A 12,385-nucleotide genomic window follows, 5' to 3' on the forward strand; every position below is an offset into this window, starting at 1 on the left:
CCAACTGAGCTAACGACCCACTTTTGCGCTGCTTTCACGTTGTTTGATATCCCGTGGCAACGGCGGCATATATTACTGATTTAAGAATTCTGCGCAACAAAAATTTCGATGAAGATCACTTAACTGCTTAGGAATCATGCTGCACGACCAGAAATAACGCGATTTCTGGTCATGCGGTAATCAACCCATCGAACTTAAACGTTTTTGCGCTTGTTTGGCGCCGTCGGTGCCCGGGAATTTAGCAACCACCTGCTGATAAACCGCTTTGGCTTTAGCCGTGTCGCCTTTGTCCTGCATGATCACGCCAACTTTAAACATCGCATCCGGCGCTTTCGGTGATTTCGGGTAATTTTTCACCACAGAGGCAAAATAAAACGCCGCATCATCCTTTTTACCCTTGTTGTAATTCAACTGACCCAGCCAGTAGTTCGCATTGGGCTGGTAAGTGGAATCAGGGTACTTCTTCACGAAGTTCTGAAACGCAACGATAGCATCGTCCTGGCGCGATTTGTCCTGCACAAGGGCAATGGCCGCGTTATAGTCCGTATTCGCGTCACCGCTCTGTACAGGCGCTCCAGACGACGCTGAGGCATCTTCCGCAGGTGCAGGCGTCGCCGCACCGCTTTGATCGCCTGCTGCGGGCTGTGCAGCCGCACCGCCGCTGCTCAGGCTATCCATCTGCGACAAAATTTGCTTCTGGCGCTCCACAACCTGATTAAGCTGATACTGACTCTCCTGGATCTGACCGCGAAGGGAATCGATATCGTTCTGGTTGTCGGAAAGTTGCTGCTGGAGTTGAGTTAAAAGCTGACTGTGAGCGTTAGAAATACGCTCGAGCTGAGTGACCCGGTCTTCTACCGAGCCTGAGCCGACACTACTGATTGGTGCCTGAGCAAAAGCGGCCCAGGGGGCCGCTATTCCAACCAGTAACGACAGACTCATCAGATGATGTCCGAAGTTACTGCTCATGCAATTCTCTTAGTAAACGAGTACGGCACGACGGTTTTTGGAGTAAGCCGCTTCGTCGTGACCCAGTACTGCTGGTTTTTCTTTACCGTAAGAAACGATGGAGATCTGGTCAGCAGAAACGCCTTTACCCTGGAGGTACATTTTAACAGCGTTTGCACGACGTTCACCCAGGGAGATGTTGTACTCTGGGGTACCACGTTCGTCCGCATGACCTTCTACGGTGACTTTGTAAGACGGGTTGCTACGCAGGAAGTTTGCGTGCGCATCCAGCATTGCAGCGAAGTCAGAACGGATGTCGTATTTATCCAGATCGAAGTAAACGATGTTGTTCTGCTGTAACTGCTGCATCTGAAGACGCGCTTGCTCTTCAGAAGACATATTGCCATTGCCGTTAGCGTCCATACCGGTGCCGGCACCCATCATGCCTTCGCCGCTCTGGTCATTGCTTGCGTTCTTGTTAGAAGAACACGCTGCGATTGCCATTACAGGCAGAGCGATCATCAGCCCCTTCAGCACTTTGTTCAGTTGCATTTCTAAGATTCCTTTAGTAATCAATTAATTATTATTACAGATACGGCGACCAGGCAGGTGATTTTACCTGTCCATCAGTTGCCGGAAGACGCGCTTTGAAACGCCCATCTGTAGAAACCAGATTCAGCACGGATCCCATCCCCTGAGAAGAGCTGTAGATTACCATGGTGCCGTTAGGTGCCAGACTTGGCGTTTCATCCAGGAACGTTGACGACAGTATTTGTACGCCTCCCGTTACCAGATCTTGTTTGGCAATGTGCTGCTGACCACCCGCAGTGCTGACCATTACCATTGTTTTACCATCGGCACTGACGTCAGCATCCTGGTTCTGAGAACCTTCCCAGGTAATGCGCTGCGCTGCTCCGCCGTTGATATTCATTTTATAAACTTGTGGACGACCGGCCTGGTCAGACGTAAAGGCCAGATTCTGGCTGTCCGGGAACCAGGTTGGCTCCGTGTTGTTGCTACGACCATCGGTTACCTGGCGGATCTGGCCAGAGCCAATGTCCATGACGTACAGGTTCAGGCTACCGGTTTTAGACAGGGCAAACGCCAGTTTAGTCCCGTCCGGAGAGAACGCAGGCGCACCGTTGTGACGCGGGAATGACGCAACCTGACGCACAGCGCCGTTAGACAGCGTCTGGATAACCAGCGCGGAACGGCCGCTCTCGAAGGTCACGTACGCCAGCTTGGAGCCGTCAGGAGACCATGCCGGAGACATCAGCGGCTGCGGAGAACGGTGCACGGTGAACTGGTTGTAACCATCGTAGTCAGAGACGCGCAGCTCATAAGGGAACTGGCCGCCGTTGGTCTGCACAACGTACGCGATACGGGTACGGAACGCACCTTTAATCCCGGTCAGCTTCTCAAACACTTCGTCACTCGCCGTGTGGCCTGCATAACGCAGCCACTGCTTGTTCACTTTATAAGTGTTTTGAGCCAGAACGGTACCCGGCGCACCGCCGGTATCCACCAGCTGATACGCAACGTTATAGCCGCCGTCTGGTGCAGGCGTAACCTGGCCGACAACTACCGCATCAATCCCCAGCGCAGACCACGCAGCAGGCTGAACGTCCTGCGCAGTACCCGGCTGCTGCGGCAGACGAGAACGATCTAACGGGTTAAATTTACCGCTGTTACGCAGGTCAGCTGCAACAATGCCGCCAATATCTTCAGGCGCAGCGCCCGGGCCTGCCCACTGGAACGGAACGACACCGATTGGACGCGCTGAGTCCACCCCCTGGGTGATCTCAATGCGTACTTCTGCGTGCAGTACAGCTGCCCACAGCATTAAAAAACTAACTGCTACACGTAATGCCTGCTTCATCATATCTCCCTTATCTGGGTAACCTTACCCACGATAATTTAGCAGAATGTTAACAAACCCAAATAGACAAAACTACTTATCCTGTTTACGACCATAGACTGTTTTTCAGACTTCCGTTAGAAGAGTTGATTACAGCTTAAAGTCCAGTTTGGCATCTTTTATCTTTTCATAAACAGCCTCGCTAGGCGGTTTAGGAATGTTCGCCGATCTGGCTGCGGCCAGTGCAGCCTGACAGAGCGCAGGATCGCCCCCTTCAGACGTCACGCTTTTCAACCTGCCGTCTGGCGCAAGATTGATGTGCAGTACGCACTGCTTGCCCTGATACAGGCCTGCATCAAAGAGTCGGCTCTGAATCGCAACCTGGATCTGCTTGGCATAAGCGCTGATATCTGCACCTGTTGCCCCACCGTTGGCTCCGGAGGTACCGCTGTCTTTTGACGGCTGTCCATTTCCTTTGGCCCCACCGCCCGTTTTCGGTGCATTCTTACCGGAGCTCAGGTCACCCAGCAGGTCGTCTACACCGGCGGCAGCGGCAGCTTTCTCAGCGGCTGCGGCCTTTTTAGCCGCGGCTTTTTCGGCAGCCGCTTTTTTATCGGCAGCGGCTTTCTCAGCGGCTGCTTTTTTATCAGCGGCAGCTTTTTCCGCAGCGGCGGCTTTTTCTGCCGCAGCTTTCTCGGCGGCGGCCGCTTTTTTCGCAGCATCAGCAGCCGCTTTCTTCTCGGCTTCCTGGGCAGCTTTCTTCGCGGCTTCCGCTTCGGCTTTCTTCTGTGCGTCGGCAGCCGCTTTTTTCGCCGCTTCCGCTTCCGCTTTCTTCTTCGCGTCAGCAGCCGCTTTCTTCGCCGCTTCCGCTTCCGCTTTCTTCTGAGCATCAGCAGCCGCTTTCTTCGCGGCTTCTGCGGCTAACTTAGCCTGAGCATCTGCCTTCGCCTTCGCGTCTGCTGCGGCTTTGGCTGCCGCCTCTTCCGCCTGCTTCTGCTGTTCCTGGGCTTGCTTCGCTGCGGCTTCAGCCTGTTTCTGCTGCTCCGCCTGCTCTTTCGCCGCTTCCTGCGCCTGCAAACGTTCTTTCTCAAGCTGCTTCAGACGTTCCTGCTCGGCGGCCTGCTTTTCACGCAACTCTTCCGCCTGCTGTTGCGCCTGTTTTTCACGCTGTTCTTCCGCGCGCTTTGCGCTCGCCTGCTGCTGTTGCTGACGATTATAGTTCTGCACTACCGCACCGGGATCTACCATGACGGCGTCGATGGATGAGCCTCCACCACCGCCCGATGCATCAATGTGCTCATCGAACGAACTCCAGATCAGCGCTGCAAAAAGAATCACGTGCAGCACTGCGGAGACGATTATCGCTCGCTTAAGCTTGTCGTTCTGTTCGGTTGCCTTTGACACTATCGGTTCCCAAAAACTACGCAGATGATCAAATAGGCTGAGTCATTAAGCCAACTGACTTAACGCCCGCGCTATGTAGCAAGTTCAGCGCTTTGATAATTTCATCATATGGTACGTCTTTCGCACCACCGATTAAGAAGACCGTCTTCGGATTTGACTCCAGGCGTCGTTGCGCTTCAGCAATAACCTGCTCTGGCGGGAGCTGATCCATACGATCTTTCTCCACCACCACGCTGTACTGCCCTACGCCGGAAACCTCAATGATGACCGGAGGATCGTCATTGGTGCTTACCGCCTGTGATTCTGTCGCATCCGGCAGATCAACTTCCACGCTCTGGGTGATGATGGGCGCTGTCGCCATAAAGATCAGCAGCAGCACCAGCAGCACGTCCAGTAACGGAACGATATTGATTTCGGACTTGAGCTCGCGACGACCTCGTCCACGCGATCTGGCCATGGTTTACCCCTTGTTGCTCTCGGTGCTGGTAAACGCCTGACGATGCAGAATCGCGGTGAACTCTTCCATAAAGTTGTCGTAGTTCAGTTCCAGTTTGTTCACGCGCTGGTTCAGACGGTTGTACGCCATCACCGCCGGAATTGCGGCGAACAGACCGATTGCGGTCGCGATCAGTGCTTCTGCGATACCCGGTGCAACCATCTGCAACGTCGCCTGCTTCACCGCGCCCAGCGCGATAAAGGCGTGCATGATCCCCCACACCGTACCAAACAGGCCGATATACGGGCTGATGGAACCCACAGTGCCGAGGAACGGAATATGCGTTTCAAGATTTTCCAGTTCGCGGTTCATGGAGATGCGCATCGCACGCGACGCACCTTCTACTACGGCTTCCGGCGCATGGCTGTTAGCACGGTGTAAGCGAGCGAACTCTTTGAAACCACTATAGAAAATTTGTTCGGAGCCTGAAAGGCTATCACGGCGTCCCTGGCTTTCCTGATACAGACGAGAAAGCTCGATACCCGACCAGAACCTATCTTCAAACGCTTCGGCTTCGCGGCCAGCGGCATTGAGGATACGCGTTCTCTGGATGATGATGGCCCAGGATGCGATTGAAAAACCAATCAAAATCAACATGATAAGTTTAACCAGAAGGCTTGCCTTCAGGAACAAATCAAGGATATTCATGTCAGTCACTGCTTAAACTCCGCGACAATAGACTTAGGAAGCGCACGAGGCTTCATTATGGTTGGATCAACACAGACAATCAGGACTTCAGCTGAGTTCAGTACCGTGTTCTCTGCATTGACTATCCGCTGCGTGAAAACCAGTGAAGTTCCGCGCATTGATGTAATTTCTGTTTGGACTTCGAGCATATCGTCGAGTCTGGCAGGCGCAAAATACTCAAGCGTCATCTTGCGTACCACAAAGGCAACTCGCTCAGCCAACAGCACCTGTTGACTAAAGTGATGATGGCGCAGCATCTCTGTGCGTGCCCGTTCATAAAAAGCAACGTAGCTGGCGTGGTAGACCACACCACCGGCATCGGTATCTTCGTAGTAGACACGTACCGGCCATCGAAACAGCGTTGTATTCACTTTACATCCCGGTAATACAAGAAAAGTTGGAGCTTTCAAACTTCGCTACTATACGCGCGGGAATGATGGTTTGGAATGGGGGAAAGTAAACGGAGAGTAAATTTTTATGGGCTCGGGTAAGCCCATATCGTTAACGGACATTTCTTATTCAGAAGAAGAAGAAAATCAAACCGGCGAGGAGTACCAGATCGGCAATCAGCGGGCAGAAGATGCCCTGCCAGTGAAGCGCTTTCGGACGAAAGCCAACGCCGTGAATGACCCCTGCACACACCGCCCACATAATCAGGAAGCCGTGCCAGATCTCAAGCTCGCTGGTTTTTGCCGCGAAGCGCGACGGGTCCCAGAAAATACAGCCCGCCAGCAGTAATGCCATAATGAGGGAAAGCGCCCTCAGGGGGCGCTTATCCATTACCGCATATAACGTTGCGATAATGTTCATTAGTGCTTTTCTTCACCTGCTTTGGACGCTTCAACATGCTCAAGCGCCAGGGCTGTGATGACACCAAATGCACAGGCAAGAAGCGTCCCTAAAATCCATGCGAAATACCACATATTCAGCTCCTTACTTAGTACATAGAGTGGGTGTTGCTTTCGATATGTTCTTTGGTAATACGACCGAACATTTTCCAGTAACACCAGCTGGTGTAGAGCAGGATAATCGGTACGAATACGCAAGCAACATACGTCATCAGGTTCAGCGTCAGCTGGCTGGAGGTTGCATCCCACATGGTCAGGCTAGCATTCATCATGGTGCTGGACGGCATCACGAATGGGAACATCGCAATACCCGCGGTCAGGATGATGCACGCCAGCGTCAGGGAGGAGAACACGAACGCCAGAGCGCCTTTCTCCAGACGAGACGTCAGCACGGTCAGCAGCGGCAGCAGCACACCCAGAGCCGGGATAGCCCACAGCGCAGGGGTAGTGTTGAAGTTCACCAGCCATGCACCAGCCTGACGCGCCACTTCTTTGGTCAGCGGGTTAGACGGTGCAGTATGGTTGATCGCGGAGGTCACCACGTAACCATCAATACCGTACACCACCCACACGCCTGCCAGAGCGAAGCAGACCAGCGTCACCAGCGCTGCAACCTGCGCGGTTGCGCGGGAACGCAGGTGCAGTTCACCCACGGTACGCATCTGAAGGTAGGTTGCGCCCTGGGTGATGATCATCGCCACGCTCACCACGCCCGCCAGCAGACCAAACGGATTCAGCAGCTGGAAGAAGTTACCGGTGTAGAACAGACGCATATATTCGTCGACGTGGAACGGTACGCCCTGCAACAGGTTACCGAACGCCACACCAATGACCAGCGGTGGAACGAAGCTACCAATGAAGATGCCCCAGTCCCACATGTTACGCCAGCGGGTGTCTTCAATCTTGGAACGGTAGTCAAAACCTACCGGACGGAAGAATAAAGAGGCCAGCACCAGAATCATCGCCACATAGAAGCCGGAGAACGCAGCCGCGTAGACCATCGGCCAGGCAGCGAACAGCGCGCCGCCTGCGGTGATCAGCCACACCTGGTTACCGTCCCAGTGCGGGGCGATGGAGTTAATCATGATTCGACGCTCGGTGTCATTACGACCGAGGAAACGGGTGAGCATGCCCACGCCCATGTCGAAACCATCGGTGACCGCAAATCCAATCAGCAGAACGCCGATCAGCAGCCACCAGACAAAACGCAATACTTCATAATCGATCATTTGATGACTCCTGTCTTAGCGTGCCGGCTGAGTCGTCACAGCAGACTGCTCGTAGTGGTAGCGACCGGTTTTCAGGCTGCTTGGGCCAAGGCGCGCGAACTTGAACATCAGGAACAGTTCAGCCACCAGGAACAGGGTGTACAGACCGCAAATGAGCAGCATGGAGAAGATCAGGTCGCCTGCGGTCAGGGAGGAGTTCGCTACCGCGGTTGGCAGCACCTCACCAATTGCCCACGGCTGACGGCCATACTCCGCGACAAACCAGCCGGACTCGATTGCAATCCATGGCAGCGGAATGCCGTACAGCGCCGTGCGCAGCAGCCATTTTTTCTCGCCGATGCGGTTACGAATGACGGACCAGAACGAGGCCGCGATGATCAGCAGCATAATAATGCCGCAACCGACCATGATGCGGAACGCAAAGTACAGCGGCGCAACGCGTGGAATGGAGTCTTTGGTTGCCATCTGAATCTGCTCTTCCGTCGCGTCGGAGACGTTCGGGGTATAGCGTTTCAGCAGCAGGCCGTAGCCCAGGTCTTTCTTCACGTCGTTAAAGCGATCGCGAACGGCCTGGTCGGTAGAACCGGCGCGCAGCTGTTCCAGCAGCGAGTAGGCTTTCATCCCGTTACGGATACGCTCTTCATGCTGCACCATCAGATCTTTCAGGCCAGTGACCTGTTTGTCGACGGAGCGCGTTGCGATAATACCCAGAGCGTAAGGAATTTGAATGGCGAAGCGGTTTTCCTGCGCATCCTGGTCAGGCACGCCGAACAGGGTAAACGCGGCAGGCGCCGGCTGGGTTTCCCATTCCGCTTCAATCGCGGCCAGCTTGGTTTTCTGCACGTCGCCCATTTCGTAACCGGATTCATCACCCAGAACAATAACGGACAGAATCGCCGCCATGCCGAAGCTTGCAGCGATAGCAAAGGAGCGTTTCGCAAAGGCGAAGTCACGACCGCGCAGCATATAGTAGGAGCTGATGCCCAGCACGAACATCGCGCCACAGACGTAGCCAGACGCCACGGTGTGGACGAATTTCACCTGAGCAACCGGGTTCAGGACGAGTTCAGCGAAGCTGACCATCTCCATACGCATGGTTTCGAAGTTGAAATCAGACGCGATGGGGTTTTGCATCCAGCCGTTCGCCACCAGGATCCACAGCGCGGACAGGTTGGAGCCTAATGCCACCAGCCAGGTTACCGCCATATGCTGGACTTTACCCAGACGGTCCCAACCGAAGAAGAACAGACCTACAAAGGTGGATTCGAGGAAGAAGGCCATCAGACCTTCAATGGCCAGCGGCGCACCAAAAATATCCCCAACGTAGTGGGAATAGTAAGACCAGTTAGTCCCGAACTGGAACTCCATGGTCAGACCGGTTGCCACGCCCAGCGCAAAGTTGATGCCAAACAACTTGCCCCAGAACTTGGTCATATCTTTATAAATCTGTTTGCCGGAGAGGACGTAAACCGTTTCCATGATCGCCAGCAGGAACGCCATACCCAGCGTCAGCGGCACAAACAGGAAGTGGTACATCGCGGTCAAGGCAAACTGTAAGCGCGACAGTTCGACTACGTCTAACATTATGACTCCTTGCTCATCGCATGAAGACTCCGAGAGTGAACCCCGTTAGATAAGGATCCACACGCATGCCCCAATACAAAGTTATCTGCGTCCCTTCTTCGTTGCTTATTCTCCGGAGGGGGAAAAAGCAACGATGAAAGGTTACAAATACGTTAAGAAAAAACCAAATTGATCCCGTAAATATAATACGCTGCAAAACCCTTACAATAAACAGGTTTTTATTCGAACAGATTTACGTTTTTCGACGGCGATCAATTTATAGCAAAATTACCACTTTTCGGCCATTTTGATCGGGAACAATTTAACGCCTTTTGGAGCCTTTTTCCAAGCATTAAACATTGATTTAAATCAAAAATGCCGACATCTGTTAACGATGTTTCTTTGTGGTATGCATAGTAAAGACCTTGTTAATGACATGTATATTTTTAGGCGCGCGGCGTTATAAAAGGCAGAAGAGAATATAAACAGTTGTGATTTTTATTAACGCGACAGGAAAATCGTATTTTGTGGACGACGAAACATATTCTGTTATCCGCTTCACAGTATTTTTTTATTACTTTGCCATCAGAATAAATGATTACATTTTATTCACCTTTAGCAGCATTAAAATTAACACCCCTGTGTGACTTTTTAATGAAAAAAAAGGCCGCACCCCCTGCGACCTTTTGTTAAGCCAGGTATTACCTCTCTATCCTGACGCTAAAGGTTCGGGACTGGCACGGACGGAACGGACCAGAAATGCCCGCACTCTCCTCCCCTGCCGCGTCGGGCATCTCATTCATGTCCGTTTCGCAACAGGCCAGCACCACGCGGTTCACTGACAGGGCAACGTCGCAGGATTGCGTCTCGGACGGGTTGTAGAGACGCACTATCATCTCGTCACGATCTTCTGCTTTCTTCAGCGCGCTGAGCACGCATCCGTTTGGCGAAAGCGTTAACAGACTGTAGCTGCCGGGCGTGGTGAAGGCGGTGCGGTTAAGCTTCATCGCATCCCAGGGGATTTTGTTGTAACAGTGCACCGGCGTTAACCACGACTTCGCCTGCTGCGCAACGCCGGCACTCACGGGCGTGCCGGTAAACGTGAACAGGCTGAAGCGACAGCGTAGCTGGCCCCGCACCTGCGAATCCGGCACCGGCATTTTGATCCCGGACGGCCTGCCCGGGCGCAAAAGTAAATCCTCTTTTCCAAGCAGCCCCACGCCGCGAAGCAACGTCAGGGCAAATGTTTTTTGACGCTCGCCGGTCACCTCAAATTCGCGCAACCCTTCGGTGAACAGCGCCATCCCGTTACGCCGTTCCTGGAGCACCGCGTAGTTGAGCAGGTTCCACACCGGCAGCGGCGCTTCCTTCCATCCTTCCTCCTGCCAGTTCGCCATCGCTTCATCCCGTACGGGGCGCGTCAGCGAACCGAACTGTGTATCGGCCAGTACTGCCTCCGTGGTGAACGGCGTCGGGATCAGCACCCGCACGCGATGGTCATCCGCGTGATTGCCGAGACGCGCCTCAACGTCGATACGCCGGCTGTTATGGCCGAGCGTGACCGTCAGTTCTGCCTCAAGCATCCCCGTCAGCTGACGCGCAGAACGTTCGGCGAGATTCGCCGGCACCGCCATGCGATGGCGGATCACCGCCCTGCTCTGCCAGGCCTCGTGGATCACCTCAACGTCGTGCTCGCCCTGCGCGGAAGTGAGCCGCCACTCTTCCCGAGAGGGCGAGTAGTCGTACTCATCGCCATCATCCGAGCTCTCTTCTATTTCCAGCGCGCGGTCATAAATCAGCCCGGACTCTTTGTCGCGCAGGCGCAGCGACCCGTCTTCATTTAACGTAATTTCCCAGAACGCATTTTCCAGCAGCGCCGCCGACGCATTTTCTGGTGCCAGCAGCTTGCCGGCCACGTGCGGCTCGATAAACAGCGTGCGATAACCCATTGATGGCAGGATCTGGTTGAGCTGGATGTCGAACTCCATAAAGGGCTCATAGTTGCCGTAATGCACAATCTGCCGATCAATCAGCCCGGGGTCGATCTCGCGCGCGCTGCGGAGGTAATAAGGAATGTCATTCCCCTTATCGTCCAGCAGGCGGAACTGGCTGGCGCGCAGACGTATCGTGGTGTTAATCACTTCCTCGCGCGGCCAGGGCGTCAGGTTAAACATCACCAGTTTGTCTTCATCGCTTTGCGGCATGTTGTCGACAATCTTGCGCATATAGAAGCACGTCAGGTTATCGGCCATGTCTTCCGCCAGCTCGAAGCGGGACATCACCTCGCGATGCACTTTGTCACTACAGCAGCAGCCGATACTGTCGTGGGCGTGATTCTTGAGGATCTCTTTCCACATTTTTTCCAGCAGGCCGTGGTGATACTCAAAGCCCAGCGTCCAGGCAAGCGTGGCCAGCGGCTCAAGAACGTTGACGATTTTGTTTTCTATCCGGGCGTGGGCAATTTTGATGTCCATCCGCGTGGAGCCGATGGTCCGGTGCACTCGCATGTATTTACCGTCAATAAACTCCCCTTTCAGGGTTGCCAGTTCATCGCGGTGCGCGTCGATGTGGTCAAATACCTCCTCGAAGCGGCTCATCACAAACTGACGCTGCGGATAGATTTCGCGAAGCTTATCCATCACCGCAAAAATGTTCTGCTGGAGCGGCATCTGGTCGTGGCCGTTAGGCAGCAAAATTTCTTTCGTCACGGAGGCTTTTTCGAGCACCTCTAACCAGGCGTCGAGCCGTTTCCGCAGCCCGTCTTCATCCTCCGGTAAGTACTTACCAATCGCGTAGCCCAAGGGCAGCACCTGTGCCGTCACTTCGCTGCCGTCCTGGCTTTGCCAGAGAAATTCGGTTTTATCGGTACCGTGCCGCTCGGAGCACCCGCGCCAGAACATGGTGCGCGTGATGCCAAAACCGTTATAAATGTGCGGCAGCTGGGAAGACATGCCGAAGGAGTCCGGCAGATAGCCAATTTTCATCGGCTCGCCAAAGGCCATGCAGTCGCGCATGCCGTACATCAGATTGCGGACAATCGACTCGCCGGAGACAAGGGTGGTATCCGTCTGGGTATACCACGGACCCACGATCAGCTTCCCGGCCTCCACCAGCGCTTTCACGCGTGGCCTGCTTTCCGGCTTCACGGCAAAATAATCTTCCAGCACCGCCGTCTGGCCGTCGAGGACGTAGTATTTGTACTCTGCATCCTGTTCAAGACGGGTGAGGATCTCTTCCATATTATTGACCAGAAGAATACGTGACGCTTCGGTGGTGAAGTACCACTCACGGTCCCAGTGCATATGTGGCGTGATATGAACGCGAGATACAGCTTTCATCTTCGTTTCCTGTC

12 protein-coding genes are annotated in these 12,385 nt (G+C 54.0%); all 12 read right to left on the reverse strand.

Going from position 1 to position 12,385, the window contains the following annotated elements:
- Window positions 1-180: 180 nt before the first annotated feature.
- A complete protein-coding gene (cpoB, locus tag IM267_RS06115) occupies window positions 181-969 on the reverse strand; it encodes a cell division protein CpoB (RefSeq protein WP_063866122.1) in 789 nt (262 codons plus the stop codon).
- Between the two features lie 9 nt (window positions 970-978).
- Entirely contained in the window at window positions 979-1,500 is a 522-nt protein-coding gene (pal, locus tag IM267_RS06120) for a peptidoglycan-associated lipoprotein Pal (RefSeq protein WP_003858578.1), read from the reverse strand.
- Between the two features lie 34 nt (window positions 1,501-1,534).
- Window positions 1,535-2,827, reverse strand: coding sequence for a Tol-Pal system beta propeller repeat protein TolB (tolB, locus tag IM267_RS06125; protein ID WP_063866121.1), 1,293 nt, complete (start codon window positions 2,825-2,827; stop codon window positions 1,535-1,537).
- Between the two features lie 129 nt (window positions 2,828-2,956).
- On the reverse strand, window positions 2,957-4,210 hold the full coding sequence (gene tolA, locus IM267_RS06130) for a cell envelope integrity protein TolA (RefSeq protein WP_193033013.1): 1,254 nt from the start codon (window positions 4,208-4,210) through the stop codon (window positions 2,957-2,959).
- A gap of 28 nt (window positions 4,211-4,238) precedes the next feature.
- Entirely contained in the window at window positions 4,239-4,667 is a 429-nt protein-coding gene (gene tolR, locus IM267_RS06135) for a colicin uptake protein TolR (protein WP_003858589.1), read from the reverse strand.
- Window positions 4,668-4,670: 3 nt separating this feature from the next.
- On the reverse strand, window positions 4,671-5,363 hold the full coding sequence (gene tolQ, locus IM267_RS06140) for a Tol-Pal system protein TolQ (RefSeq protein WP_193033014.1): 693 nt from the start codon (window positions 5,361-5,363) through the stop codon (window positions 4,671-4,673).
- Window positions 5,360-5,764: a tol-pal system-associated acyl-CoA thioesterase gene (ybgC, locus tag IM267_RS06145; protein WP_003858593.1), complete on the reverse strand. Its 405-nt coding sequence runs from the start codon at window positions 5,762-5,764 to the stop codon at window positions 5,360-5,362. Before ybgC ends, tolQ begins: the two co-directional genes overlap by 4 nt.
- A gap of 148 nt (window positions 5,765-5,912) precedes the next feature.
- The gene (gene ybgE / locus IM267_RS06150; RefSeq protein WP_003858596.1) at window positions 5,913-6,203 is read right to left on the reverse strand and encodes a cyd operon protein YbgE; all 291 of its coding nucleotides are present in this window, start codon (window positions 6,201-6,203) and stop codon (window positions 5,913-5,915) included.
- Window positions 6,203-6,316: a cytochrome bd-I oxidase subunit CydX gene (cydX, locus tag IM267_RS06155; protein WP_006177208.1), complete on the reverse strand. Its 114-nt coding sequence runs from the start codon at window positions 6,314-6,316 to the stop codon at window positions 6,203-6,205. The genes ybgE and cydX overlap by 1 nt, the downstream gene beginning before the upstream one ends.
- A gap of 14 nt (window positions 6,317-6,330) precedes the next feature.
- Window positions 6,331-7,470 carry a cytochrome d ubiquinol oxidase subunit II gene (gene cydB / locus IM267_RS06160; RefSeq protein ID WP_063449337.1) on the reverse strand — a complete coding sequence of 380 codons (1,140 nt, stop codon included), beginning with the start codon at window positions 7,468-7,470 and terminating at the stop codon, window positions 6,331-6,333.
- A gap of 15 nt (window positions 7,471-7,485) precedes the next feature.
- Window positions 7,486-9,054, reverse strand: coding sequence for a cytochrome ubiquinol oxidase subunit I (gene cydA / locus IM267_RS06165; protein ID WP_063449338.1), 1,569 nt, complete (start codon window positions 9,052-9,054; stop codon window positions 7,486-7,488).
- Window positions 9,055-9,734: 680 nt separating this feature from the next.
- Window positions 9,735-12,371 (reverse strand): mannosylglycerate hydrolase, encoded by a 2,637-nt coding sequence (gene mngB / locus IM267_RS06170; protein ID WP_193033015.1) that lies wholly within the window; start codon window positions 12,369-12,371, stop codon window positions 9,735-9,737.
- Between the last annotated feature and the right edge of the window lie 14 nt (window positions 12,372-12,385).

The sequence above is a fragment of the Enterobacter cloacae complex sp. P15RS genome (genome assembly GCF_014895905.1).
GTDB classification, from domain to species: Bacteria; Pseudomonadota; Gammaproteobacteria; order Enterobacterales; family Enterobacteriaceae; genus Enterobacter; species Enterobacter quasihormaechei.

Coding starts and splice junctions, on each gene's coding strand:
- cpoB (WP_063866122.1), bottom strand. CDS start 969: ATGAGCAGTAACTTCGGACATCATCTGATGAGTCTGTCGTTACTGGTT.
- pal (WP_003858578.1), bottom strand. CDS start 1,500: ATGCAACTGAACAAAGTGCTGAAGGGGCTGATGATCGCTCTGCCTGTA.
- tolB (WP_063866121.1), bottom strand. CDS start 2,827: ATGAAGCAGGCATTACGTGTAGCAGTTAGTTTTTTAATGCTGTGGGCA.
- tolR (WP_003858589.1), bottom strand. CDS start 4,667: ATGGCCAGATCGCGTGGACGAGGTCGTCGCGAGCTCAAGTCCGAAATC.
- ybgE (WP_003858596.1), bottom strand. CDS start 6,203: ATGAACATTATCGCAACGTTATATGCGGTAATGGATAAGCGCCCCCTG.
- cydX (WP_006177208.1), bottom strand. CDS start 6,316: ATGTGGTATTTCGCATGGATTTTAGGGACGCTTCTTGCCTGTGCATTT.
- cydB (WP_063449337.1), bottom strand. CDS start 7,470: ATGATCGATTATGAAGTATTGCGTTTTGTCTGGTGGCTGCTGATCGGC.
- cydA (WP_063449338.1), bottom strand. CDS start 9,054: ATGTTAGACGTAGTCGAACTGTCGCGCTTACAGTTTGCCTTGACCGCG.
- mngB (WP_193033015.1), bottom strand. CDS start 12,371: ATGAAAGCTGTATCTCGCGTTCATATCACGCCACATATGCACTGGGAC.